Consider the following 26,327-nt stretch of genomic DNA (forward strand, 5'->3'; position numbering starts at 1 on the left):
CAAATTGCTACGTTCCTCCATTTCGGATAAGGTGAAGCACCACGTTGTTATTTATCCACGGTCTTCATCGTCATACATATCTTATGACGGTGGTGAATTACCTCTCTTTTTAGGTGGGTAAATAATGACGATATATCCTGAAGTTTCCTAAAAATGGGCTACGCTTTTTATCTTTTGGCTATCTGTCAGAAGGAGAGTTTTACACACCATGCAAGGATGATGAATTATTTCTGATTGCCATCAATTAGTTATATTTCAGCAAACATGTTTTCCACACGTGATCATATAAGCCGAAACAGCATAATTAAAACCAGGTGGCTTAATAAAAGTAATAAATTTGCGTTAAGGAAAGGCTTTTATCATGCACACACAGACTATTTTTGAATTAAGCCAGGAAGCTGAGCGTTTGCTACAGCTTGCCTTGCAGAATCTTGATACGTTGAAATCAATGCCGATTGCGATGCTGGACAACACGGCAGCCGCTATGACGGGTGAAAAGAACAACGTCTTGCCTTTGCATTTTAGCGCGCGTGGTGTCGAAGCACAGCAGGCGATGCTGAATAATGAATTACGGAAAATAACCCGTCTGGAAATGGTGCTGGCGATTGTTGGCACGATGAAAGCGGGAAAATCGACCACCATTAATGCGATTGTGGGTACGGAAGTGTTGCCGAACCGCAATCGCCCGATGACGGCACTCCCTACGCTGATCCGCCATACGCCGGGCCAGAAGGAGCCGGTGCTACATTTCTCTCATGTCTCGCCGATTGATGAGTTAATCCAGCGGTTACAGCAAAAGCTCTGCGATTACGATCGCGGCAAGCTGGCGCTGCGCCTGGAAATTGATAAAGACATGAATACGTTGCTGGAGAGCATTGAAAAAGGTGAGGCTTTTGAAAAGCATCACCTGGGTGCGCAGCCGATATTTCATTGTCTGAAAAGTCTGAATGACCTGGTGCGGCTTTCCCTGGCATTGGGCGTCGAGTTCCCGTTCTCAGAGTATGCGGCTATCGAACACATCCCGGTGATTGAGGTGGAGTTTGTGCATCTCGCGGGTCTGGATGCCCATCTTGGACAACTGACGTTGCTCGATACGCCGGGGCCAAATGAAGCCGGACAGCCGCATCTGCAAAAAATGCTCAGTGAGCAGCTGGCTCGCGCATCGGCGGTGCTGGCGGTGATGGATTACACCCAACTGAAATCCATTTCTGATGAGGAAGTCCGCCAGGCGATTTCGGCAGCGGGAAAATCGGTGCCGTTGTATGCCCTGGTGAATAAGTTCGACCAGAAAGATCGCAACAGCGACGATGAGGAACAGGTCAGGGCGATGATTTCCGGCACCTTAATGAAAGGGAATATTTCGCCGGGGCAGATTTACCCTGTTTCGTCGATGTGGGCGTATCTGGCGAACCGTGCCCGCTATGAGATGGTCAACAATGGGCGGCTGCCGGATCACCAGGAACAGCGCTGGGTACAGGATTTTGCCGAAGCGGCACTGGGACGACGCTGGCGTTCAGCAGATTTGGACAATATCGACCATATTCGTCATGCCGCCGATCTGCTCTGGGAAGATTCGCTATTTGAGCAACCTATCCGCAAACTGATTTATGCCGCCTATGCCAATGCGTCGTTATTTGCTCTGCGTTCGGCGTCGCATAAGCTCCTTAACTATGCGCAAAATGCCAGGGAGTATCTCGATTTTCGCTATCAGGGGCTGACGGTGGCCTTTGAGGAGCTGGAGCTTAATATCACGCGGATTGAAGAGGATATGGCGCTGCTGCAGATGCGTCAGCGTGTGGCCAGCGATGAAGTGAAGCACGAGGTCGGGCAGGCGCTGAGTGCCACGGATGACTTTATGGCGCTGCAGAAAAGTGCGCTTAAGCAGGCGATCGGCCATGTCTTTAGCCGTCACAATATCCTTGATTTAGCCGGTATCGATCCGCTGAATCTTCGCCGCGACGAGCCGGAAGAGATGAACCAACTGGTTCTGGAGGATGAGGGGCAGGCACAGATTGCGCTGAGTAAAATCCGCTCTTCCTGCGAGCTGATCATGCTGGATGCACAGAGCAAAATCAGCCGGGAGCTGGCGTTACGTTTCGATCAACTGGAGTCTACGCTGGCGCGTTCGCTGAATGAGGCCATGCGACCGATTGAGGCGAGTATCAAAGAACAGCTTAGTCACGCTGGTTTTCGGGCGCGTATCAGCTTCCCGGCGTTTCAGGCTAACCAGCTTAACTTCAACACGCGTGGGCTGTTTAATGATGCCATCGCGATGGACAACCGCCCGACGGGCCAGCCATCGGGTGCGGGAAGTATGCGTGAAACGGTTTCTCGTTGGCTGAATAATCCTGGCTGGGGCTGGGAAGATTATGTGGAAACGCGCACACGATACGTTATCGATGTTGCACAGCTACATGACAAATTTACGCAGCATATTGATCAGTTTTGTGAACAAATCTGTAAAGCTTTGGCTGCGCAGGTCGATGTCTCTGTTACGGCGGGCATGGCAACGTTCTTTGCGGAATTTTCGTTATGCCTGACGGGGTTACAGGAAAGTTTGCGTGATAGCCTCGCAGTGCGCCAGCAGAATGAGCATTCGACCCGAGCGCTCAGCCAACTGTTGAAGCAAAGTCTCACGACTGCGACGTGGATTCAGGAAGATACCCGACTGTTACGCGATGACATTCAAACTCTATTCGCGGCAGAGCAACCATGACAACACAGCTACTGGATGGTCCCGGGCGGACGCTGGAGTGCATTTATCCTAAATTTATGGTCGATCTGGTTCAGGGGGTGGACGCGGTGCGTCATACCCACCTGGGGCCGCAACAGTTACAGTTTCGTGAGCGTTTGACTCAGGAGATCATGACGCACACCCGGCTGCGGCCCTGGTCAATGGCGGGAATGCTCAACGAAAATGCGGCATTGCGTCTGGGGCTGGCGGAAAAACTGGCCAGTATGCTTGACCCGGGCCACCTCGCGCTGACCCGCATGGCCGATAAACTGATTGCGCTGCGTCAGCAGGCTAACCAGCGTGTGCAGCAATCGCCAGGGCTGCTTCATCAGTATGCCGAGCTTTCTTCGCATTTCAGACAGCGTGCGACGTATAAAGAAAAGGCACTTACCCAACGCGGGTTGACGGTGCAGGCGGGCGAACACAGTGAACAGATTTTTACCCGCTGGCGAGCCGGGAATTATGATGGCTGGTCGCTGGCCGGGCGCTGTTATATTGCGCTGGAGGAGTTACGCTGGGGCGCGTTTGGCGATGCATGCCGCCTGGCGAATGACGATGTGGCGGCTATGCTCAAGGATAATCTGCGTAGCATGGCGGCAAACTATCTTGCTCAGGGAATTAACGCCTCTCCCGCTACCCGACATTTCTATCATCAATGGCTGGCGACACCAACTGCACCGGGATTAATGGATCATAAAGATATGCTGGGCTGGTTGGGTGACTGGTGCCAGGCAGATAAACATCCGGTGAGCTGGTCGGTGACACAGAACTGGCAAACAGTGGCTCTGGGAATGCCAAGACTCTGTTCGGCAAAACGGCTGGTGGATGCAATGGTCGAAGAGATTTTTGGTGGGTGACCCTTCTTCTGTGAGAACAAGTGGATTAATCAATTAATCCAATGTGTTACACGGTATCAAAGCCGATGTATTTGCTCTCTATACAATAAAAGTAAATAAGCAGGCATCCTGAAATGTGTGCAAAACATCAGGGGTGTTGTGCCTGTTTTTTTTATTGGAATTTTAATTTAATTAAAATGAAACATAATTTTTATTATTGCTTTTGAATATCCGCCGAAAGCAAAGTAACCGGTATGTGATAATTAAAATTGATGCTGATATGGCGGGAGGGTACGCAGTTTGTTTTTTGCTATGCAAAGGATAATAGAGGTGTTTGAGAAAGTGCGTATTCGTCGTAATTGACAAATGCTGAAATCAGATGACAAACCGGGAAAATATGTGTGAAGTTGATCACAAATATAAACGCTGGTAGGGTAATAAAGGTCATTAACTGCCCAGGCAGGCGTCAACAGGTTCGGTTGTATAGGCGTGAAACGTCAATGTAAGTAAACCTGCTACGCTTGAAAGAGGTGAAGCCCTGCCCTTGCAGATCGCACGTTGTCTGTGGTGCAGACTGGGCTCAATCTACGAGGATAGCAATGCTTAAAAGGAAAAAGATAAAACCCATCACGCTTCGCGATGTCACCATTATCGATGACGCTAAATTGCGTAAAGCGATCACCGCCGCCTCGCTCGGTAATGCGATGGAATGGTTCGATTTTGGTGTCTACGGATTTGTTGCCTACGCACTTGGTAAAGTGTTCTTCCCTGGTGCCGACCCAAGCCTGCAGATGATTGCAGCGCTGGGGACCTTCTCTGTTCCCTTCCTGATCCGCCCGTTAGGTGGTCTTTTCTTCGGCATGCTCGGCGATAAATACGGTCGTCAGAAGATCCTTGCCATCACCATTGTCATTATGTCGATCAGTACGTTCTGTATCGGCCTGATACCGTCCTATGCCTCCATCGGCATCTGGGCACCGATTCTGCTGCTGCTCTGTAAGATGGCGCAGGGCTTTTCCGTCGGGGGTGAGTATACCGGTGCGTCGATCTTCGTCGCGGAGTATTCCCCGGACCGTAAGCGCGGCTTTATGGGAAGCTGGCTGGACTTCGGCTCGATTGCCGGGTTTGTCATGGGCGCGGGCGTTGTGGTTCTGATTTCGACTGTAGTCGGTGAAGAGAACTTCCTTGAATGGGGCTGGCGTATTCCGTTCTTCATAGCGCTTCCGCTGGGCATCATTGGTCTTTACCTGCGCCATGCGCTGGAAGAGACTCCGGCGTTCCAGCAGCACGTTGATAAGATGGAGCAGGGCGACCGTGAAGGACTGCAGGATGGCCCAAAAGTGTCGTTCAGGGAGATCGCAACCAAACACTGGCGTAGCCTGTTGACCTGTACTGGTCTGGTGATTTCCACCAACGTGACCTACTACATGCTGTTGACCTATATGCCAAGCTATTTGTCGCATAACTTGCACTACCCGGAAGATCACGGTGTGTTGATTATTATCGCCATTATGGTGGGCATGTTGTTTGTACAGCCAATAATGGGGTTGCTGAGTGACCGCTTTGGCCGTCGACCATTCATCATTCTGGGGAGTGTTGCGCTGTTTGCGCTGGCGATCCCGGCGTTTATGCTGATTAACAGTGATATGTTGAGCCTGATTTTTGCCGGCCTGCTGATGCTGGCGGTGATCCTCAACTGTTTTATCGGGGTAATGGCGTCTACGTTGCCCGCGATGTTCCCGACACACATTCGCTATAGCGCACTGGCGGCTGCCTTTAATATCTCTGTTCTGATTGCCGGTCTGACGCCGACGCTTGCCGCCTCACTGGTGGAAAGCACGCAGAACCTGATGATGCCCGCTTATTACCTGATGGTGATTGCGGTGATTGGTTTGATTACTGGCGTTACCATGAAGGAGACTGCGAACCGTCCTCTGAAGGGGGCAACGCCTGCGGCATCTGATATCCAGGAAGCGAAGGAGATCCTGCGCGAGCACTACGATAATGTAGAGCAGAAGATTGAAAATATTGACGCAGAGATTGAAGAGCTGCAGAAAAAGCGTTCGCGACTGGTGGATCAGCATCCGCGAATTAGTGAGTAATAAAAGAAAACCCGCCGCTGGCGGGTTTTCTTTTATTAGCATCCGGCGGCGATATAGTCACCGTTGGCGCTGATGGGGATCACCGTCAGGAACAAAAGAGTGGCGAACAGGATCAACACAATCCCGCCAGCTATTTTGCACGCCGGTACTAGCCAGCTCAGAGACGATCTTCCCCCAAACCAGGCTACGGTGCGTTCACGGGCGTAACGTACTGCCAGCGATAACCCCATAATAGAGAGTGCCGTTCCCAGTGACATGGTCATTACTGCGGCAATTCCCCAGGTGACGATGCCCAGTGCGTTCGAGAACATCAGGATCATGATTGCCCCGCTGCACGGGCGCGCGCCAATTGCCAGAATCACCCCCAGACGAGTTTTCCAGTCGCCGGTTGTCAGGTCTGTTCCTACACCGTGATGTCCGCAACCACAGTGTTCATCATGCTGATGCAGAGGGGAGAGTGAACGGATAGCCCTCTTGCGCGGTTTTAAGCTTTTCAGCGTCTGATAAATGATAAATGCACCGAAGGCACCAATTAGCACTGCGCTTATCTTCTCTACATACCAGCGACTCACGCTGATATCTCCTGATGCGAGGTTAAAACCCACTGCCAGAATAAAGACAAAGAGAATGGCGCTGACTCCCTGCATCAGGCTGCCAAGAAAGGGCACGACACGAGCGGCAATTTCGCTTTCTTTATTTGTACTCAGATACGTGGTGACAATGAATTTGCCATGCCCCGGCCCGACGGCGTGAAGGACGCCATAAAGGAAGGCTCCGGTTAATAGCCATAATCCTCCGCTGTACTGGTGGTTGTTCAGCTGTAGCAGGTACATCACCAGATAGCGGTGCAGGGTGATTTGTGTGGCAAGGCACCACTGGATAAAGGCGCTCCAGTGCGTATGTAGCGTAAAACCGGCAAAGAGGAGCGTCAGAACCATTAGTCCAGCGGTTGGGATGCGCCAGTCACGGACGAGACGTTGTGTGATCATATGGTGGCCTGCTGGGGGGAATGTTTTCCGCCATTATAGTTGATTTTCCCCCTCAGTTCGTCGGTTCGCTCAGGGATCTCTGAGCTGTCTGTGGATAAGTCTGTGTGTAAAATGGTATAAGGCGGGGTTTTGCTGGGGAATGCAGCAGTCAGTCATTTTTCTGTCATTTAGCAGTTGCAGCGGCACGAGAACTCCCTATAATGCGCCTCCATCGACACGGCGGATGTGAATCACTTCACAAACAACCCGGTCGGTTGAAGAGAAAAATTCTGAAATAACGGGTTGACTCTGAAAGAGGAAAGCGTAATATACGCCACCTCGCAACGGTGAGCTGAAAGCCGCGTTGCAACTGCTCTTTAACAATTTATCAGACAATCTGTGTGGGCACTCAAAGTGACATGGATTCTTAACGTCCTCGGACGATAAATGAATACCAAGTCTCAACGAGTGAACACGTAATTCATTACGAAGTTTAATTCATTGAGCATCAAACTTTTAAATTGAAGAGTTTGATCATGGCTCAGATTGAACGCTGGCGGCAGGCCTAACACATGCAAGTCGGGCGGTAACACGGGGAGCTTGCTCCCGGGTGACGAGCGGCGGACGGGTGAGTAATGTCTGGGAAACTGCCTGATGGAGGGGGATAACTACTGGAAACGGTAGCTAATACCGCATAACGTCGCAAGACCAAAGAGGGGGACCTTCGGGCCTCTTGCCATCAGATGTGCCCAGATGGGATTAGCTAGTAGGTGGGGTAACGGCTCACCTAGGCGACGATCCCTAGCTGGTCTGAGAGGATGACCAGCCACACTGGAACTGAGACACGGTCCAGACTCCTACGGGAGGCAGCAGTGGGGAATATTGCACAATGGGCGCAAGCCTGATGCAGCCATGCCGCGTGTATGAAGAAGGCCTTCGGGTTGTAAAGTACTTTCAGCGGGGAGGAAGGTGTTGTGGTTAATAACCACAGCAATTGACGTTACCCGCAGAAGAAGCACCGGCTAACTCCGTGCCAGCAGCCGCGGTAATACGGAGGGTGCAAGCGTTAATCGGAATTACTGGGCGTAAAGCGCACGCAGGCGGTCTGTCAAGTCGGATGTGAAATCCCCGGGCTCAACCTGGGAACTGCATTCGAAACTGGCAGGCTAGAGTCTTGTAGAGGGGGGTAGAATTCCAGGTGTAGCGGTGAAATGCGTAGAGATCTGGAGGAATACCGGTGGCGAAGGCGGCCCCCTGGACAAAGACTGACGCTCAGGTGCGAAAGCGTGGGGAGCAAACAGGATTAGATACCCTGGTAGTCCACGCCGTAAACGATGTCGACTTGGAGGTTGTGCCCTTGAGGCGTGGCTTCCGGAGCTAACGCGTTAAGTCGACCGCCTGGGGAGTACGGCCGCAAGGTTAAAACTCAAATGAATTGACGGGGGCCCGCACAAGCGGTGGAGCATGTGGTTTAATTCGATGCAACGCGAAGAACCTTACCTACTCTTGACATCCAGAGAACTTAGCAGAGATGCTTTGGTGCCTTCGGGAACTCTGAGACAGGTGCTGCATGGCTGTCGTCAGCTCGTGTTGTGAAATGTTGGGTTAAGTCCCGCAACGAGCGCAACCCTTATCCTTTGTTGCCAGCGGTCCGGCCGGGAACTCAAAGGAGACTGCCAGTGATAAACTGGAGGAAGGTGGGGATGACGTCAAGTCATCATGGCCCTTACGAGTAGGGCTACACACGTGCTACAATGGCGCATACAAAGAGAAGCGACCTCGCGAGAGCAAGCGGACCTCATAAAGTGCGTCGTAGTCCGGATTGGAGTCTGCAACTCGACTCCATGAAGTCGGAATCGCTAGTAATCGTAGATCAGAATGCTACGGTGAATACGTTCCCGGGCCTTGTACACACCGCCCGTCACACCATGGGAGTGGGTTGCAAAAGAAGTAGGTAGCTTAACCTTCGGGAGGGCGCTTACCACTTTGTGATTCATGACTGGGGTGAAGTCGTAACAAGGTAACCGTAGGGGAACCTGCGGTTGGATCACCTCCTTACCTTAAAGAACCTGCCTTTGCAGTGCTCACACAGATTGTTTGATAAATAAATAATTTCAAAATGTACTGTTAAGTGCATTGTGAAATTTTGCTCTTTAAAAATCTGGATCAAGCTGAAAATTGAAACGACACATCTTAAATGGTGTGTTCGAGTCTCTCAAATTTTCGCAAGTCGGTGATGAATCGAAAGAAACATCTTCGGGTTGTGAGGTTAAGCGACTAAGCGTACACGGTGGATGCCCTGGCAGTCAGAGGCGATGAAGGACGTGCTAATCTGCGAAAAGCGCCGGCGAGGTGATATGAACCTTTGACCCGGCGATGTCCGAATGGGGAAACCCAGTGTGATTCGTCACACTATCGTTAACTGAATACATAGGTTAACGAGGCGAACCGGGGGAACTGAAACATCTAAGTACCCCGAGGAAAAGAAATCAACCGAGATTCCCCCAGTAGCGGCGAGCGAACGGGGAGCAGCCCAGAGTCTGAATCAGCTTGTGTGTTAGTGGAACGGTCTGGAAAGTCCGGCGATACAGGGTGACAGCCCCGTACACGAAAATGCACAGGTTGTGAACTCGAAGAGTAGGGCGGGACACGTGGTATCCTGTCTGAATATGGGGGGACCATCCTCCAAGGCTAAATACTCCTGACTGACCGATAGTGAACCAGTACCGTGAGGGAAAGGCGAAAAGAACCCCGGCGAGGGGAGTGAAAAAGAACCTGAAACCGTGTACGTACAAGCAGTGGGAGCACCTTCGTGGTGTGACTGCGTACCTTTTGTATAATGGGTCAGCGACTTATATTCTGTAGCAAGGTTAACCGTATAGGGGAGCCGAAGGGAAACCGAGTCTTAACTGGGCGTTAAGTTGCAGGGTATAGACCCGAAACCCGGTGATCTAGCCATGGGCAGGTTGAAGGTTGGGTAACACTAACTGGAGGACCGAACCGACTAATGTTGAAAAATTAGCGGATGACTTGTGGCTGGGGGTGAAAGGCCAATCAAACCGGGAGATAGCTGGTTCTCCCCGAAAGCTATTTAGGTAGCGCCTCGTGAACTCATCTTCGGGGGTAGAGCACTGTTTCGGCTAGGGGGCCATCCCGGCTTACCAACCCGATGCAAACTACGAATACCGAAGAATGTTATCACGGGAGACACACGGCGGGTGCTAACGTCCGTCGTGAAGAGGGAAACAACCCAGACCGCCAGCTAAGGTCCCAAAGTCATGGTTAAGTGGGAAACGATGTGGGAAGGCACAGACAGCCAGGATGTTGGCTTAGAAGCAGCCATCATTTAAAGAAAGCGTAATAGCTCACTGGTCGAGTCGGCCTGCGCGGAAGATGTAACGGGGCTAAACCATGCACCGAAGCTGCGGCAGCGACGCTTATGCGTTGTTGGGTAGGGGAGCGTTCTGTAAGCCGTTGAAGGTGTGCTGTGAGGCATGCTGGAGGTATCAGAAGTGCGAATGCTGACATAAGTAACGATAAAGCGGGTGAAAAGCCCGCTCGCCGGAAGACCAAGGGTTCCTGTCCAACGTTAATCGGGGCAGGGTGAGTCGACCCCTAAGGCGAGGCCGAAAGGCGTAGTCGATGGGAAACAGGTTAATATTCCTGTACTTGGTGTTACTGCGAAGGGGGGACGGAGAAGGCTATGTTAGCCGGGCGACGGTTGTCCCGGTTTAAGCATGTAGGCGGAACGATTAGGTAAATCCGGTCGTTTTTTAACGCTGAGGTGTGATGACGAGGCACTACGGTGCTGAAGTAACAAATGCCCTGCTTCCAGGAAAAGCCTCTAAGCATCAGGTAACATCAAATCGTACCCCAAACCGACACAGGTGGTCAGGTAGAGAATACCAAGGCGCTTGAGAGAACTCGGGTGAAGGAACTAGGCAAAATGGTGCCGTAACTTCGGGAGAAGGCACGCTGATATGTAGGTGAAGCCCCTGCGGGTGGAGCTGAAATCAGTCGAAGATACCAGCTGGCTGCAACTGTTTATTAAAAACACAGCACTGTGCAAACACGAAAGTGGACGTATACGGTGTGACGCCTGCCCGGTGCCGGAAGGTTAATTGATGGGGTTAGCGGCAACGCGAAGCTCTTGATCGAAGCCCCGGTAAACGGCGGCCGTAACTATAACGGTCCTAAGGTAGCGAAATTCCTTGTCGGGTAAGTTCCGACCTGCACGAATGGCGTAATGATGGCCAGGCTGTCTCCACCCGAGACTCAGTGAAATTGAACTCGCTGTGAAGATGCAGTGTACCCGCGGCAAGACGGAAAGACCCCGTGAACCTTTACTATAGCTTGACACTGAACACTGGTCCTTGATGTGTAGGATAGGTGGGAGGCTTTGAAGCGTGGACGCCAGTCTGCGTGGAGCCGACCTTGAAATACCACCCTTTAATGGCTGGTGTTCTAACGTAGACCCGTAATCCGGGTTGCGGACAGTGTCTGGTGGGTAGTTTGACTGGGGCGGTCTCCTCCCAAAGAGTAACGGAGGAGCACGAAGGTTAGCTAATCCTGGTCGGACATCAGGAGGTTAGTGCAATGGCATAAGCTAGCTTGACTGCGAGAGTGACGGCTCGAGCAGGTGCGAAAGCAGGTCATAGTGATCCGGTGGTTCTGAATGGAAGGGCCATCGCTCAACGGATAAAAGGTACTCCGGGGATAACAGGCTGATACCGCCCAAGAGTTCATATCGACGGCGGTGTTTGGCACCTCGATGTCGGCTCATCACATCCTGGGGCTGAAGTAGGTCCCAAGGGTATGGCTGTTCGCCATTTAAAGTGGTACGCGAGCTGGGTTTAGAACGTCGTGAGACAGTTCGGTCCCTATCTGCCGTGGGCGCTGGAGAATTGAGGGGGGCTGCTCCTAGTACGAGAGGACCGGAGTGGACGCATCACTGGTGTTCGGGTTGTCATGCCAATGGCATTGCCCGGTAGCTAAATGCGGAAGAGATAAGTGCTGAAAGCATCTAAGCACGAAACTTGCCCCGAGATGAGTTCTCCCTGAGACTTTAAGTCTCCTGAAGGAACGTTGAAGACGACGACGTTGATAGGTCGGGTGTGTAAGCGTAGCGATACGTTGAGCTAACCGATACTAATGAACCGTGAGGCTTAACCTTACAACGCCGAAGCTGTTTCGGCGAAGAGACAGAATATTTTCAGCTTTGATACAGATTTAACAGAATTTGCCTGGCGGCTTTAGCGCGGTGGTCCCACCTGACCCCATGCCGAACTCAGAAGTGAAACGCCGTAGCGCCGATGGTAGTGTGGGGTCTCCCCATGTGAGAGTAGGGAACTGCCAGGCATCAATTAAAACAAAAGGCCCAGTCGAAAGACTGGGCCTTTTGTTTTATGTGTTGTTTGTCGGTGAGCGCTCTCCAGAGTAGGACAAATCCGCCGGGAGCGGATTTGCACAGCACGGAGTGCTGCCCGCAGGGTGCCGGGCAGGAAGCCCGGCATACAACTGCCAGGCATCAATTAAGAAGAACCCCGTACCGGAAGGTGCGGGGTTTTTTGCTTTGCGTGTTTTAAAATGCCCGGCGGCGGTTGCACCTGACCCAGCCGACAGGATACCCCCACATAAAAGTGTGAAACTAAAATTGGCTTACATACAAAGTAATCCTGTAGAACTATAATTTCTGAGGTGGGGACTCATCAGCTACGAACAAAGGGGGGTGACAATGTCCCGCATCTACCAACTCATCACAGGTGTTGTTCTCGCAATGGTTCCTGTTACAACGACTTTAGCCGCCAACGTCCATACAGTGACAGGAACAAAGGGGCAACCCAACCAGACAATTGGCACGTCTGTGACCGGCAGTGTTACACCCGGAAACGCCATCAATGCTCCGGGTTCTGCATTCAACCCCGATGGAAATGCGGGGTCCCATTATGCGGGTACTCAGCCGCAGAATTCTAAAAATTCCAATAGCGTATCTCAGTATGATGTCGCGGGTTTCCAGCAGTCACACAAAACAAATTGATAAATATTGCTGAGCTACACTTTCTGCTGAAACGCAAAAACCCTGAGCTGATAACTCAGGGTTTTTATTTAATCGATCAATTTCAGGCCTGAGTTACGCTGTCTCTTCTGTGAACGTCGCTTCTGATGAACTGCTTTACGGATGTAGTCGGTTCCGTTTCGGTCTTTGGTAGGCTGCTCATTTTGTACAACGGGAAGCGGACCTGGAGGAGAGATAAGGGCGGTAACTACTGGTAAGCCAACAAGTTGTTGGCTCAGAAAGCAAAAACCCGCCTTTTGGGCGGGTTCTTTAAATAGTGGTGCCCGGACTCGGAATCGAACCAAGGATTCGTTGTCATAGCAACGAAATCACCGAATAACAGTAAGTTACCTTTACGCTTCGATTCCGAATGTACCACTGTTTTGTACCATATTCAACGGCATGGATGTTGACGAGCTGGCAATTAATCCTTACTGGATTTAGCAGCTTTGAGCTTGTCGTAGATATCCTTGGCATCGAATATGGTCGAGGCATCCACCTTACCCATAACCTTTTCGGCTAAGGCATCAACATGCTTGTCTAACTCACCATCAAGCTTAAGATTGTCGTTAACCAGTTTCTTTGCTTCATGCTTGATGATTTTTTCTTTTGCAGTATCAGGCAGTAGCTTATTCGCTACCCTAGTCAAAAAGCTCATCGACCTTCTCCTTTGCTTTGCCTTTAACCGCATCGTCTATGCAATTTGCCACTGCTACAAGGGCAGCCGCTATTACAGCCATGTCATCTGTATACCCAAGGATCGGCGTTAAATCGGGGATAATATCTATCGGTGACACTAAGTAAGCCAGCGCCCCGTAAATGGTTGCTCTGTTTTTAGTTGTGCAGTTGTCACTTTCTAAGCCGTAATACAGACGGAATACCTGCTCAAGGGAATCTTTCCCGATAGCCTTGCAATATTTTTTAGTTTTTGACCAAAAACCGTCTTCGCTAAAGTCCTCAATCTCGATCTTGCCAGTCTCATCCATTAACATTTCCTCACATTAGTGTTTTCATATCACTTATCTAACAGCTCAGGACGTTCGTTCCGAACAATCCGGTAAATACTTGTGATCCCAATACCTAACTGCCGGGAAATCTCCGGTTTACTCAGTCCTTGGGCCAGCATGTCGATAACTTCTTGAGATTTGCTTCTGGCAGTCGCTTTCCGGCCTTTATACTTACCCTTGAGCTTTGCCAGTGCTATCCCTTCGGCCTGACGTTCCAGCATCATTTCACGTTCGAACGTGGCGATAGCCCCAATCATGGTGAGCATGAGCTTTCCCGTTGGGGTTGCCGTATTGATGCCGATGTTGAGTATATTCAATGCTACACCTTTATTCTGTAGATATTCAGACACTTCTAGCAGGTGGCGGGTGTTGCGAGCCAGCCTGTCCAGTTTCGTGACCTGCACGGTGTCGCCTTCACGGACGAATTCGAGCATCGCCAGCAGTTCTGGACGGTCGTCTTTTGCCCCACTGACTTTTTCCCTGAATATCTTCTCGCATCCGGCGAGGGTAGCGAGTTGTGCATCCAGACTTTGCCCGGAAGTTGAGACGCGAGCGTAGCCGACTGTAGCCATGTGAACTCCTTACCCTGCCAATAGACTCATCGCCCTTGTTAAACCTGCCAAAACGCCAAAACAACTCTTTGGCATGGCCTTAGCGGGCATTCCAGCGTTGCATTGATGGCAGATCTTTAGGACATGGGCTATTGGTATGGGTCTAGCGGTAGTAGGGGATTAGAGGAAATCTTCTTCTGAGGCGTAGCGTGCTGCCATTCCCCGGAAGAAGACGGTTGCAAAGGTTGTCAGAGCCATTATCAGGGCTTCAACAAGTAAGGATTTCCAGTTCATAGCCAGCCCCTTTCTGCGAATGAAACTGTTTGACCGCCGCCCACGACGATGTGATCTACCAGTCGGACTTCGATTAGCTCCATAACTTTCTGAATGTTGAGCGTTATCGCTTTATCCTGAACGGATGGCTCGGCGTTGCCAGATGGATGATTATGGGAACAGATAACAGCTGCGGCGTTGAGCTTAAGCGCCTGCCGGGCAATCTCGCGGGGGTAGACTGGCGTTGTTGCTATACTGCCGTGGAACATTTCCTGATAGTTCAGGACGTGATTCCGGTTGTCGAGGAATATCACGCTGAACACTTCCTGCTCCCGATCGCCAAGCTGTAAAGCCAGATAACTCGCAGTGTCCTTCGGTGATGCCAGTGTGTCGGTACGGTAGAGCCGTTGAGTGAGAATTTCGCGGGCCTGATTGATGATTTCATCATGCATGATTCATCCTCCTGTGGTGATCTGCATATTTCTTGTACCTGCGGAGCGGGGAATCTTGGAAAGGAGGTTTGGGCGAGTGGCTTTAGATGCCTGCCTGACGATCTGTACGGGCCTGTGAGCTGCGTTCAGGAGTGATTCATACCTAGAATGCAGAAAGGCCGTGAGAGGCCTACACGGCGTCTGGTGACTTCTGACGTGAAAAGAACTTTTGGGGAGTTGAGGCTACAAAATCATTAAGCTGTCGCTCAGTTCGACGTATTGATACGGCGGGAACTTTGCACTTTTGGTAAATGCGAGTTAGCGTTGATAGCTTAAGGATTATTATCTGTAGGATGCTATGAGTAAGATGAATTTGAGTAATAAAAATTGATAGAACCCTATAAATCTATATAAGTGTCTTGGGGTTAGGTTTCAAAGGTTGCAACGTTTGGACAGGTAGAAAAGCCTAATCCCTTAGGCTTTTGTTGTAACTTTTGATGCAACTTTTCGGTTTATATGCCGTATGACCTCAATTTCGCACGTTGGAAGTATATGTCCCTGCGTTTATCAAAGGGGATTGTCAGCCTGTCCAGCAGTTTACCCATCTCACTTAGAGGCTGCCGTGGGCTTTTTAGCAGGAAAATGCATTCGTTATGGGCTGCATCATAGGCTTTTCGGGCTGACTCGCTGCTTATCTTTAGCGTGGAGTCTGAAAGGCTGATACAGGCCATTCGCAGGCAGTGGGAATAGCAATCCTCCAGACTGACGAACCGCTTTAGCTGGCGGACCGCTTCCAGCCATACTTCCTGTTCTGCATGTCTGACCCTGATTAGCTTTGTACCGTGCAGATTTTTCCGTAACCACCGATCCCGTCGTTTATCGTTGAACTGATAACGTGTCGTTCTATGAGCCTCCTCATCAAATTCAATGATGAACTGGCGTTTAGCGGTTTTTCCTTTTGCCATATCGGTGTACCACTGCTCAGTGAGGAAGAAATCTACTCTGTAGGGACCGATCTGCTTTTGCCGTTCGAGTTCATAGCTTGTGAATCGTGGTTGTTGCCTTAGTTCGACGATCAAATCGTGTAATTTGACGCCAAATTGCCCTTCAAGACGGCTTTCACCGGACCTAACTGGCAGTTTCAAACCAGATTTAAGCTCAATTGCATCAATGAGAAGTCCGTTCTGGCTGGAGTGGATGCTGTAAGTCAGCAGGGCAAGGGCATCGCCAGCGGGAATCCAGCCGTTTTTGTCGGGAATTTCACCGTCAATCAGGCCGGATGTGCAGCACGACAGGACATTTTCGGGAGCCTTGAGCAATTTGGCATGTGTCCGCTGTGCCCATTGAGTAAATCTTGTTGCCTGAGGCGTCATTTTCCGCAAGAAAGCAACGGAAAGCTGGGGGACCCCGTCAACGGTCTGCCAGTCTGAGTCAGGAATTCTTAACATTTTGATAATCTCCAGTAAGTTACTGTGCCTTATACCGCTGAAAGTCAGTTTTCCAGCCGCTTTAGCTCCAGTCTGGGGATCCTCTCAATGAGCACCCGGCTTGTTTCAATCAGATAGCTGCCATAACGCCGTGGAACGGAGCCGGGAACATGTCCGAGAATGTTGTTCTGCGTGTCTTCGCGGACGTCCAGAGCACGGCATTGCGTAATGAAATAGTGACGGAAGCTGTGGGAGGGTTTAACTTCCTTACGGATGCCGTGCTTACGGATCAACCGGCCCCACCAGCGGCCATAGTTGTAGGCGTATTTATCGTTAACGACAGATTTCTCAGCAAAGAGCTGGCCTTCTCTGGTATTGACGAAATCCATAAAACCCAGCTCCAGTATATGGCTGTGTATCGGGACGTAACGCACGGAGCCAGCCGTTTTGACTGATTGCTCTTTCCCCATCTGGATTTTGAAGCAGGGAACACCGAAAGCATCCACGATATCGGCCCTGCGTAGCTGTCCGATTTCCTCAACGCGAGCCCCGGTGTAGTAAAGGATTATCGGCATCCAGTAGGCCATTTCGCCATAGAGAGATTGCTCCCCGTGGAACAGTGGTAGCCGGAACATCACCCTGATTTCGTCGTCGGTGAACGGGATATCCTCATTGATCGTCTGCACTTTTTTACGCATTTTGAAACTATCGAAGGGATGTTCATCCACGAGGTCGTCTTGGAGTGCAACAGTGAACATGGCCGAGAGGTGCATGAAGTTGTTTCGCACGGTGTTGGCGCTGAGTTTCTTGCCCTGAGCTTTGGCCTGATTCTCCAGCGACAGCAAGTTGACGGCCTTACTGCGGTTAGCCGGGGTCAGCTCCAGGAGCGTACGGAACGCCGCGAGGTCACTCTTCGAGATGTCCCGGATGGGTTTATCACCGATGAATTTGATGAATCGGTTAGCCGATGGTGTGTAATCCCGTATACGTGACTCAGCTCTGTCCTTGTCGGTTAGCCGGATATGTGCTTTGTAATGCTCGAAAAGACTGGCGAAAGTCATGCTTTTCTTTTGTTGCGTGGCGTTGATGGCGGTGTAGACAGGTAGTTCATCAATAATATACATTTCTGCCGTACTGAGCCTGTACTCCGCCAGACGCCATGCGAGCTTTTGTCTCCATGCGGGCGTCAGTACTGCTGGCGTCCACCGAAGAGCCTCTTCGAGTTCAGGCTGCATAAGTTGGGTGACAAGCTGCAAATCTGCCTCGTCTGCCTGCTCTCCCTTACGCAGACATTCGCTTAATTGCACGTTATCTGCGGTCAGGCCATAACCATAATCGTCTTGCCGTACATAACGTGCTTTGATGGTTTCTGGCTGCTGGAGGATTCTGGTCATCCATACCGAAGCGATCACCTCTGTATCGTCCTGCGTTACGGAGCGCTCTGCTTTGGCGTTCTGGATGATAGCGTTAATTTTTGCCAGAGCGACAGGGGCTTTGAGCTTGGCTTGTCCGAGGTCTTTCGTCTCAAGGGAACGTTTTAGTTCGCCTTTGCCGATGGCTGAACGCAGCTCCAGAGGAACCGCTTTGCGGATGTAGTAGGTGCCGTTTCGGTCTTTGGTAGGCTTTATCATAATGCCCATTTTGTACCACCTTTCTGTACCACCGGGAAGCGGGGCCGGAGGAAATTAAAAAGAGGTAACTGCCGATAAACCAACAAGTTGTTGACTCAGAAAGCAAAAACCCCCGCCGAAGCGAGGGTTATAAATGAGTGGTGCCCGGACTCGGAATCGAACCAAGGACACGGGGATTTTCAATCCCTGAGTCAAAGTTAATAGTTTGTAAACAGGCGTATTTGCATACTGTAAAGAGTGTGCAAAATGAAAATACTTCCCGTTATCTCTCCCAAAGGTGGAGAAGGCAAATCCACGTTTGCTGCTTACCTTGCCGGTTTTCTTGCCGATGCCGGCCTGAACACCCTTCTTGTGGATGCAGACTATTCCCAGCCCACAGCCAGCAGTATCTTCGCGCTGGAGCATGAATCCCCTTTCGGTCTCTATGAATTGCTGATGCAGATGGTCAGTGACCATACGCAATGCATTTCGCAGACCGCCATAAAAAATCTCGATGTCATCTACTCTAACGACCCGGACGAACTGTTGCCGACCGCGATGCTCCACGCTGCAGACGGCCGTCTGCGCCTGCGTAACATACTTCAGCATCCTTTCTTTAACCGTTATGACGTCATTATTGTGGATTCGAAAGGCGCAACAGGCGTCATGACCGAGCTTTCCCTCCTTTCCTCTACCGGTAATGTGATGGGCGTTGTTAAACCCATCCTTCCGGATGTCCGTGAATTTATCCGCGGCTCCCTTCATATGCTTACCCGCCTGAAAACCTATGAAAATTACGGTATCCGCCTTCCTGATATTTCCATTCTCGTCAACTGTATCGAAAACACTCTGCTTGACCGTGAAGCAATGGACGGTCTTGCCGCCATCATTAACGAAAAACATTACGACGCCTCTGCGCTGGGCAACCGTGACGTTTATCGTTTACTCGATACCCGTATCGAGGCGCTGGATATTTTCAAACTGGGGCACGTCAAGCAGCAGCCCGTGCATCGTCTGGAATACAAAACACGCCGCAAAGGTCCGGCCGCAGCCGTCACCATGCACGACCTCGCGTCTGAACTGTTCCCCGAGTGGCAGAGCCATTTCAGTGACGTTCTGACCCGGGAGGTGCGTCATGTCTGAGATGATGATGCCCTGCTCTTATGAGGCTGAGCAGGCCGTACTGGGCGGACTGATGCTTGATAACGACCGGTGGGATGAGGTGATACGTAAGCGTTAAGTGAGCGCCGTATTGACGATTATTTATTGGTGAGATCTACGTTCCATGGCAGCAGTTCCGCCACTTTGTTGCTGGGCCACTCCGGCAGTACGCTCAGGATATGACGAAGGTAGGCTTCCGGATCGATACCATTGAGCCTGCATGTTCCGATGAGACCATACAGCAGGGCTCCGCGCTCGCCGCCATGATCGCTGCCGAAGAAGATATAGTTTTTCTTTCCCAGACATACTGCACGTAATGCCCGCTCAGCGGCGTTGTTATCAGCTTCTGCCAGGCCATCATCACAGTAGTAGCACAGCGCATCCCACTGGTTCAGGGCATATGCGAACGCCTCACCCAGCCGGGATTTTTTCGACAGCGTTGCGCTTTTTTCCACCAACCAGTCATGCAGGGATGCCAGCAGTGGCTTGCTTTGGGATTGCCTGGCTGCCAGTCGCTTTGCTGTCGGGAGGCCGCGTATTTCCTCTTCCACCGCGTACAGCTCGCCGATACGTTTCAGGGCTTCTTCTGCTGTGGCCGTCTGAGTACTTATATAGACGTCGTGGATTTTGCGGCGCGCGTGGGCCCAACATGCGGCTTCTGTTAACGGACCACCATCACGCTCTGCGCTGAACAACCGATCGTAGCCTGCGAAGGCATCCGCCTGCAGCACACCATGATAATGGCGAAGATGTTGCTGAGGATGTTTCCCCTGTCGGTCCGGGGAGAAGGCGAACCACGCCGCTGGCGGGTCTGACGATCCAGCGTTCCGATCATCACGCACATACGTCCAGATGCGCCCGGTTTTCGTCTTCTTTCTGCCCGGTGCCAGCACCGGCACCGGGGTGTCATCCGTATGCAGTTTGCGGCAGTCCATCACGTAGCGATAAAGGGCTTCATCCAGCGGTGCCATCAACCGGCAACACGTATCCACCCAGTTGGAGAGCAGAGCCCGGCTCAGATCCACGCCCTGGCGGGCAAAGATTTCGCACTGGCGATAGAGCGGCAGGTGTTCGCAGTATTTGGCCGTTAACACGCGGGCCAGCAGACCCGGCCCGGCGATACCCCGATCGATGGGGCGTGATGGTGCTGAGGCTTCAACGATACAGTCGCATCGGGTGCAGGCCTTTTTCACCCTGACCGTGCGGATCACTTTCAGGGCGCTGGATACCAGCTCCAGCTGTTCCGCGCTGACTTCACTGAGCCAGGCCATATCACTACCGCAACCCGGACAGCAGGTTTCTGCTGGCTCCAGACGATGGATCTCGCGAGGAAGATGTTCAGGGAGAGGTCGGCGGTGACGAGACTGGCGAAGCTGACGCGGAACCTGCGGATCGTCTTCCCGTCCGTTGTAGAGATCGCTTTGCTGTTCCTGCTGTTTCAGCAGGGCTTCTGCATCTTCAACCTGTCGGCGAAGTTTTTCGGAGCGGGTACCGAACAGCATCCGCCGCAGTTTTTCTATCTGTGCGCGCAGATGCTCTATTTCGCGTTCTTCGTTCTCGATTTTCTCTTCGGCGCGCGCCAGCGCCGAACGCAGGAACGACTCAGTCTCTGCAACGAGGCTGAGCTGACTGTCTTTCTGGCGAAGCGCGTCTTCCAGCGCGGCGATACGGGCGAGATAGTCCTGACTCATGACCCCATTTATAATGCGGTCATGCTCTTTTTACAACATTGTCAGTGAGTTAAGGCGGGCTGTTTTTGGCTGACGCCAGTCCAGCTTATCGAGGAGCATGGCGAGTTGTGAGCGGGTGATGGCGATTTTGCCATCGCGTACAGCAGGCCAGATGAACTGGCCTTCTTCCAGCCGTTTGGTAAACAGGCACAGGCCGTCAGCATCAGCCCAGAGGATCTTCACGGTATCGCCTTTGCGGCCACGGAAGATAAACAGGTGACCGGAGAAGGGGTTTTCCTCAAGGGCATGCTGTACTAACTCGCCCAGACCATTGAACGATTTTCGCATATCGGTGACCCCGGCAACCAGCCAGATACGGGTGCCTGACGGAAGGGATATCACTGGCTTCTCCCGGTCAGCTCACGAAGCAGCACGGCAAGCAACTCTGGTGACGGGTTCTCAAGCGTCATTTTGCTGTGACGGAACTCAACACAACAGGAGGTGGCATTCAACGTTGAGAGCTGATCCGGAGCTGTGTTCGTCTCACCTGTTGGCGCTGGGTTAGGTATCACTTCGACAGGCAGCATCATCGGTGATGGTGAAGCTTCGACCGTTGCCGGGAGGCGACGTGATATGCGGCCTTCATCCTGCCAGAGCCGAAGCCATTTGAAGATGACGTTATCATTGACGCCGTTTTCACGGGCAATCTGAGCAACGCAGGCACCGGGGCGGGAGGCCAGTTCGACCATACGAAGCTTGAAGTCATTGGGATAATTTTTACGGGGTTCTTTTCGCCAGGATTGGGATTCCATACTTAGATGTCCGTCTGTAACAGGTGGGCGTCTAAGTTACCAGCACTGGCTTAATGGCTACATACGGTGCTGGCTTTACGCTTACGGTGATACTGCAAATCTCCCCGGAAGATTTGTTTTCCCGGCCGCACCGTATGGTCTTTCGCGTGATGGCCGAGCTGGCCGGAGAAGGGCTACCGCTCGATCTCATCACTATTACGGAACGGCTGGAGAACAGAGGCGACCTTGAACAGTGTGGCGGCTTTGCTTATCTGGCTGAAATGAGTAAAAACACGCCGTCTGCAGCCAATATCCTGGCATACGCCGGGGTGGTGGCGGAGAAAAGCCGCCTGCGGCAGCTGATGACTGTGGGTAACAGTCTTCTTTCCGATGTGCAAGCCCCGAAAGCCAGCTCGGCGGGCATTCTTGAGTCGGCCGAAGGTAAGTTGTTTAACATTGCCGAACAGGGAGCCATGCAGCTCAACAGTGAGACCGGTGTTAACGAGGCGCTGGATAAACTGCTGACGCAGCTGGAAAGCATGTCCGCCAGTGACGGCCTCACCGGGACACCGACAGGGTTCAGTGAACTGGACGCGATGACCTGTGGTCTCCAGCCCGGCGATCTGGCCCTGCTGGCCGCCCGTCCTTCCATGGGGAAAACGTCGCTGGCCATGGCCGCCTGCACAGCGGCCGTGAGCGCAAAACCTGACGATCACGTCTTTGTGTTCAGTCTTGAAATGCCCTCAGAGCAGCTGATGATGCGCCTGCTGGCGATGGAAGGCCGGGTGGAACTGTCCCGGCTTCGCAGCGGCAACATGGATGATGAAGACTGGGCTCGCGTGTCCGAGGCAACCGGTCGCATTATTGAGTGGAAAAACCGTCTGATCATTGATGATACCAGTTACCAGACCCCGGCCACACTGCGCGCCCGCGCCCGTCGCTATGTCCGCAAATACGGCAGACCCTCTCTCATCATGCTGGACTATCTGCAGCTTGTCCGCTCCCCCGAGCAGGAAAACCGCACGCAGGAAATAGCGGAAATTTCCCGCTCGCTTAAGGCGCTCGGTAAAGAGCTGGGCTGTCCGGTACTGGCGCTTTCCCAGCTCAACCGCCTGGTGGAGCAGCGGGCCGATAAACGCCCCAATAATGGTGACCTGCGTGACTCCGGTGCGCTGGAGCAGGATGCGGACCTCATCATGTTTATTTACCGGGATGAGGTTTATAACCCCGGCACCCCTGATGCCGGGGTGGCTGAGATCATTGTCGGCAAGCAGCGGCAGGGGCCAACCGGCACGGTAAAAGTCAAATTTGACGGGCGTTACACCCTCTTTTCGGAGTTTCAGGAAGGCAGCTATGACTTCGGTTACCGCAGCGGGAGGAAACAGGCATGAGCCGTAAAAGTTCTAATGTGGGGGCTGCCATGCTGCAGCCCGGACGCCAGTCGCAGGCGGCCGGCAATATCAGCGTCATGCCGGCGGCTGAAATGCCCATGGTCCTGACGCTCGACCAGTTAAGCCCGAATCCTGATAATCCGCGAACATCACGCAATCCGCGTTATGACGATATCAAGGCTTCCATCCGTTCGCGCGGGCTGGACACCGTGCCCAAAGTCACCCGTGACCCGGATGGTGAGCCCGATATGTACATCTTCAGCGACGGGGGTAATACACGTTATCAGATCCTGTCAGAACTGTGGCAGGAAACCGGAGAAGACCGGTTTTTCCGCGTCCATGTGTTGTTCAAGCCGTGGCCGGGACGGCTGCAGTGTGTTATTGGCCATCTGGCAGAGAATGAAGTGCGCGGGGAGCTGAGTTTTATTGAAAAAGCGCAGGGGATCCACAAAGCCCGCTCTATATATGAAGAGCAGATGGGAAAGACGGTTTCGTTGCGTCAGTTGTCAGAGCTACTGACCCGTGAAGGTTTGCCAGTCCATTACTCAACAGTCAGCCGTATGGAAGATGCGCTGAAATATCTTTATCCGTGGATCCCAGACCTGCTTGAGTCCGGGCTTGGCAGGCCACAAATAACGTCACTGCTGGCGCTCCGGCATGATGCGGAACGCGTGTGGGATGAGTTTTGCCTGATTTCAGACACAGGCGATAAATCCTTCAGCGACGTTTTTGGCCAGTGTTGTGGCCGTTTCAACTCCCCGGAACTGTGGTCTCTGGAGATGTTTCGCGATGAATTTATTGGTGATTTACTGCAGGCGTTACCCCATCCGGAACTGGACTATGACCGCTGGATGATGGAACTCGATCCTAAAGAACGCAACCGCAGACATCACTTTGGCGAGCCGGAGACGGTTGCCTTTCCCGCCGCAAACAAGTCTGTTAATGCTGATCACGCCCTGCATACCACAGGCTCAGATGAGAGTGAAGGCGTCCCGCTACCTGTCTCCAGTTCACGTCCTGAGGTCTCAGGAGGGGCTGTAACGCCCGTTCCGGGTAATGCGTCTTCTCCTTCTGAAACACCGATTAATGAGCCCCCTCGGCATGAGGTTCAGCCAGATATGTACGGTGCCGCGCCGGTTATTTCAGGTGAGAGTGGGGATGTTAGCGGGCTGGTTACCCTCTCCGATGGGTACGGAGAAGAGAATGGTGGAGAAGAGGACAATGGGGAGGATGGCCTGCTTTCTCTTTTAACACCAGAACCTGAAGTTGTCCTGCAGGATGACGCGCCGGTGAGTAATGACAGCATCTGGCATGTGCCGGCCCATCAGGACGATATCGAACACCTGCAGAATACCGCTTTTCGTCTGGCATGGGAGCTGGGTGAGGTCCTTGGCTGCGAAGATGAAATTCTTCCTCAACGCGACAAGGACATGTCTGCCGGTTACGTCGGGGCAGGTGAGGTGTGTTCTGAAGCCGCCGCATTTCTGCTGGGCCTGACCGGCGAAGCGCCTGTGCTGCATCCGGCGGCAGGGGTGTGTGGTCTGCCGGAGCTTTTCACCGGCGGCCCGGGTGAGGGGGAAGCACCTGCCCTGACAGATGAAGATGCTCTGAAACTGCTCCGCCTGATGCGCGTTATGCGCCGTCTCCGGGAGCTGCAACGCGGTCTGAAGTACGGGGAGGATAACAGTGATGAATAACTCACAGCGACAGTTGCGACTGCTGAATCTTGTCAGGAAACTGCTGAAGCTGGGCCGCAGCAACAGTAATGCCCATGAGGCAGGACTGGCCCTGCAGCGTGCCCAGAAGCTGATGGCCAGATACGGTATCAGCGAGCTTGATGCCGGCCTTACATCCGTGCGCGAAGCGTCTTCCCGCACGGCCCCTTCGGATGCTGAAAAAGTTCCGGAATGGATGGTGACCCTTGTCCGGGGCGTCTGTCATGCCTTTGGCTGCCAGGCTTATTACTCATGGCGTCAGACCTCTGCCGGGTATCGCCGTTCGGTAACCTTTTACGGATTCAGTGAAAAACCTGAGATAGCAGCCTATGCCTTTGATGTGCTGACGCGCCAGCTGAAAGATGCCACAAATTCTTATCTCAAAACCCAGAGTAAGCGGCTGAAACTGGCCACACGCCGGGCGAGAGCGGAGCAGTTCCGTGACGGCTGGGTATGTGGGGTGCGTGAGGTGATATCGGCAACTGACATCAGCAGCGAGGAGCAGCAGGTGATGAGTCACTGGCTGGAAAGCCGCAGTATGAAAACAGTCACAACCCGTGAACTGAAAGCCTGCCGCGGGGCGGATACAGCACGTTATCAGGGGTATGAAGCCGGACAAAATGCCCGTCTTCATCAGGGTGTCAGCGGCCGGGGTCCGGCAGCCATTGGTTACCGTCAGGATTAAGGGGGAATGATGAACAGTTTATCTCAGGCTGCAAACGGATTATTGATGCAGCTGGTTATGGATCTCAGAAGTGGCTATCTCCGCCGCTGCGAATCGCTGGGACTGAACCGCGAGGAAATGCAGATGCTGCAGGGGCTCTCGCTCGAAGAGCTTCACTACCTTTCCGGCAGTGAGGTGTCGATCATCAGTGTGGGCATCAATCACGGCAATCTGGTGCGCATGCTACAGCAGGCCCGGACGGAACAGAAACGACTCCAGCGTATCGATCGGGCGCTGGCGCTGGGCGGCTCCATTGAACTGATGGCCAATTACTTCGGGCTCTCCAGTACGGACGTGGCGGCCCGCCGTCGCATTGCCGGTATCGATGTCCGGCCGGGGCGCGGTAACGCACTGGGTGATGAGGAAAACGCCGCCCTGTGGCGTCAGTGGCAAAAGTCCGGCGTTGAAGACGCGGAAAGTGCTGACGGGCTGGACGTAATGATGCTGGCTGCAGAACAGATGAACGTCTCGCTGACGTCGGTCTGGCATGCCGTCCGCGGCTGGCACAAGACCCGGCAGCCTTCTCCGGCCCGAACGCCGGTAAGGAAGACGGCATGAAATACAGAATGGTTGCGCCGGGCCTGCGGGCTCCCCATGGTACGCCGCCGCAATGCTGTCAAAAGGCGTTACGTCAGGTTCGCCGTTTCCGGCAGGGGGCGCGTAATTACACCCGGCTCGATGAGAAAGGCTGCGGTTACTACAAAATCGATCTCGGCCCGTTCTGGCGTCTGCTGAGTCGCAACGAAGGCCGGACATGGCTTCTTCTCAGCCACGAACGCTATAACAGCGCCATACGGAAATAGCAGCATGACAGCCTGTTTACCCTGCACCCGTACGCGGGTGCAGTACTAAGCATACTGACAGTTCAGAACGGCCGTGAT

General features: G+C 52.6%; 20 protein-coding genes, 3 rRNA genes and 1 pseudogene. 14 read left to right on the forward strand and 10 right to left on the reverse strand.

What is annotated here, in order from left to right; genetic code table 11:
- Positions 1–361: 361 nt before the first annotated feature.
- The 3 genes from crfC (at position 362) to proP (ending at position 5,672) form a co-directional block, all read left to right on the forward strand.
- Positions 362–2,716, forward strand: a complete 2,355-nt coding sequence (crfC, locus tag HV318_RS15365; RefSeq protein WP_182273450.1) for a clamp-binding protein CrfC — start codon at positions 362–364, stop codon at positions 2,714–2,716.
- Positions 2,713–3,591, forward strand: coding sequence for a diguanylate cyclase regulator RdcB family protein (locus HV318_RS15370; protein ID WP_182273451.1), 879 nt, complete (start codon positions 2,713–2,715; stop codon positions 3,589–3,591). The genes crfC and HV318_RS15370 overlap by 4 nt, the downstream gene beginning before the upstream one ends.
- Before the next feature lie 578 nt (positions 3,592–4,169).
- On the forward strand, positions 4,170–5,672 hold the full coding sequence (proP, locus tag HV318_RS15375; RefSeq protein WP_182273452.1) for a glycine betaine/L-proline transporter ProP: 1,503 nt from the start codon (positions 4,170–4,172) through the stop codon (positions 5,670–5,672).
- Positions 5,673–5,707: 35 nt separating this feature from the next.
- Here the strand turns inward: proP and HV318_RS15380 are convergent, their stop codons facing one another.
- Positions 5,708–6,661, reverse strand: a complete 954-nt coding sequence (locus tag HV318_RS15380; protein WP_182273453.1) for a nickel/cobalt transporter — start codon at positions 6,659–6,661, stop codon at positions 5,708–5,710.
- Positions 6,662–7,158: 497 nt separating this feature from the next.
- Between HV318_RS15380 and HV318_RS15385 the strand changes: the two genes are divergently transcribed.
- From HV318_RS15385 to HV318_RS15400, 4 genes are all read left to right on the forward strand, one after another.
- Positions 7,159–8,698: ribosomal RNA gene (locus HV318_RS15385) — 16S ribosomal RNA — on the forward strand.
- A 209-nt stretch (positions 8,699–8,907) separates the two neighbouring features.
- Positions 8,908–11,813, forward strand: a 23S ribosomal RNA gene (locus HV318_RS15390).
- 69 nt (positions 11,814–11,882) lie between these two features.
- Positions 11,883–11,998: ribosomal RNA gene (gene rrf / locus HV318_RS15395) — 5S ribosomal RNA — on the forward strand.
- The 16S, 23S and 5S rRNA genes sit together here, the layout of an rRNA operon.
- 376 nt (positions 11,999–12,374) lie before the next feature.
- The gene (locus HV318_RS15400; protein WP_182273454.1) at positions 12,375–12,677 is read left to right on the forward strand and encodes an adenylate cyclase; all 303 of its coding nucleotides are present in this window, start codon (positions 12,375–12,377) and stop codon (positions 12,675–12,677) included.
- A 442-nt stretch (positions 12,678–13,119) separates the two neighbouring features.
- On the opposite strand, the gene HV318_RS15405 is transcribed toward HV318_RS15400, so the two are convergent.
- The 6 genes from HV318_RS15405 to HV318_RS15430 all read right to left on the reverse strand — a co-directional run bounded on the left by HV318_RS15405 (position 13,120) and on the right by HV318_RS15430 (position 18,024).
- Complete coding sequence (locus tag HV318_RS15405) at positions 13,120–13,353, reverse strand: hypothetical protein (RefSeq protein ID WP_182272609.1); 234 nt, start codon at positions 13,351–13,353, stop codon at positions 13,120–13,122.
- Positions 13,337–13,681, reverse strand: a complete 345-nt coding sequence (locus tag HV318_RS15410; protein ID WP_052733170.1) for a YkvA family protein — start codon at positions 13,679–13,681, stop codon at positions 13,337–13,339. Before HV318_RS15410 ends, HV318_RS15405 begins: the two co-directional genes overlap by 17 nt.
- 29 nt (positions 13,682–13,710) lie before the next feature.
- Entirely contained in the window at positions 13,711–14,274 is a 564-nt protein-coding gene (locus HV318_RS15415; protein WP_046275187.1) for a recombinase family protein, read from the reverse strand.
- A gap of 269 nt (positions 14,275–14,543) precedes the next feature.
- Positions 14,544–14,978, reverse strand: coding sequence for a RadC family protein (locus HV318_RS15420; protein ID WP_063448577.1), 435 nt, complete (start codon positions 14,976–14,978; stop codon positions 14,544–14,546).
- A gap of 491 nt (positions 14,979–15,469) precedes the next feature.
- Positions 15,470–16,405 carry a putative endonuclease domain-containing protein gene (locus tag HV318_RS15425; RefSeq protein WP_057060400.1) on the reverse strand — a complete coding sequence of 312 codons (936 nt, stop codon included), beginning with the start codon at positions 16,403–16,405 and terminating at the stop codon, positions 15,470–15,472.
- A gap of 44 nt (positions 16,406–16,449) precedes the next feature.
- On the reverse strand, positions 16,450–18,024 hold the full coding sequence (locus tag HV318_RS15430) for a site-specific integrase (RefSeq protein ID WP_063448579.1): 1,575 nt from the start codon (positions 18,022–18,024) through the stop codon (positions 16,450–16,452).
- Positions 18,025–18,261: 237 nt separating this feature from the next.
- Here HV318_RS15430 and HV318_RS15435 point away from each other — a divergent pair, with 237 nt between their 5' ends.
- Together HV318_RS15435 and HV318_RS15440 are read left to right on the forward strand one after the other, a co-directional pair.
- On the forward strand, positions 18,262–19,137 hold the full coding sequence (locus tag HV318_RS15435; protein WP_016807981.1) for a ParA family protein: 876 nt from the start codon (positions 18,262–18,264) through the stop codon (positions 19,135–19,137).
- Positions 19,130–19,222 (forward strand): annotated as a pseudogene (locus HV318_RS15440) (DnaB-like helicase N-terminal domain-containing protein); the annotation flags it as partial. The gene HV318_RS15435 and the pseudogene HV318_RS15440, both read left to right, overlap by 8 nt.
- Before the next feature lie 31 nt (positions 19,223–19,253).
- On the opposite strand, the gene tnpC reads toward HV318_RS15440, so the two are convergent.
- The 3 genes from tnpC to tnpA are packed head-to-tail and all read right to left on the reverse strand — an operon-like array spanning position 19,254 to position 21,637.
- The gene (gene tnpC, locus HV318_RS15445; RefSeq protein ID WP_182271314.1) at positions 19,254–20,846 is read right to left on the reverse strand and encodes an IS66 family transposase; all 1,593 of its coding nucleotides are present in this window, start codon (positions 20,844–20,846) and stop codon (positions 19,254–19,256) included.
- A 30-nt stretch (positions 20,847–20,876) separates the two neighbouring features.
- The gene (tnpB, locus tag HV318_RS15450; RefSeq protein WP_135699773.1) at positions 20,877–21,227 is read right to left on the reverse strand and encodes an IS66 family insertion sequence element accessory protein TnpB; all 351 of its coding nucleotides are present in this window, start codon (positions 21,225–21,227) and stop codon (positions 20,877–20,879) included.
- The gene (tnpA, locus tag HV318_RS15455) at positions 21,224–21,637 is read right to left on the reverse strand and encodes an IS66-like element accessory protein TnpA (RefSeq protein ID WP_182271313.1); all 414 of its coding nucleotides are present in this window, start codon (positions 21,635–21,637) and stop codon (positions 21,224–21,226) included. Before tnpA ends, tnpB begins: the two co-directional genes overlap by 4 nt.
- A 53-nt stretch (positions 21,638–21,690) precedes the next feature.
- On the opposite strand from tnpA, the gene dnaB-PI reads away from it, so the two are divergent.
- The 5 genes from dnaB-PI to HV318_RS15480 are packed head-to-tail and all read left to right on the forward strand — an operon-like array spanning position 21,691 to position 26,249.
- On the forward strand, positions 21,691–23,007 hold the full coding sequence (dnaB-PI, locus tag HV318_RS15460) for an SPI-7-type island replicative DNA helicase (RefSeq protein WP_249421807.1): 1,317 nt from the start codon (positions 21,691–21,693) through the stop codon (positions 23,005–23,007).
- A complete protein-coding gene (locus HV318_RS15465) occupies positions 23,004–24,704 on the forward strand; it encodes a ParB family protein (protein WP_016807980.1) in 1,701 nt (566 codons plus the stop codon). The genes dnaB-PI and HV318_RS15465 overlap by 4 nt, the downstream gene beginning before the upstream one ends.
- Positions 24,697–25,407, forward strand: a complete 711-nt coding sequence (locus tag HV318_RS15470) for a DUF2786 domain-containing protein (RefSeq protein ID WP_016807979.1) — start codon at positions 24,697–24,699, stop codon at positions 25,405–25,407. Before HV318_RS15465 ends, HV318_RS15470 begins: the two co-directional genes overlap by 8 nt.
- A gap of 6 nt (positions 25,408–25,413) precedes the next feature.
- A complete protein-coding gene (locus HV318_RS15475; protein WP_006777722.1) occupies positions 25,414–26,004 on the forward strand; it encodes a DUF2857 domain-containing protein in 591 nt (196 codons plus the stop codon).
- Positions 26,001–26,249 (forward strand): ParE family toxin-like protein, encoded by a 249-nt coding sequence (locus HV318_RS15480; RefSeq protein ID WP_004115572.1) that lies wholly within the window; start codon positions 26,001–26,003, stop codon positions 26,247–26,249. Before HV318_RS15475 ends, HV318_RS15480 begins: the two co-directional genes overlap by 4 nt.
- Positions 26,250–26,327 lie beyond the last annotated feature (78 nt).

The organism is Enterobacter sp. RHBSTW-00901 (assembly GCF_014103115.1).
Taxonomy (GTDB): domain Bacteria; phylum Pseudomonadota; class Gammaproteobacteria; order Enterobacterales; family Enterobacteriaceae; genus Enterobacter; species Enterobacter cloacae_P.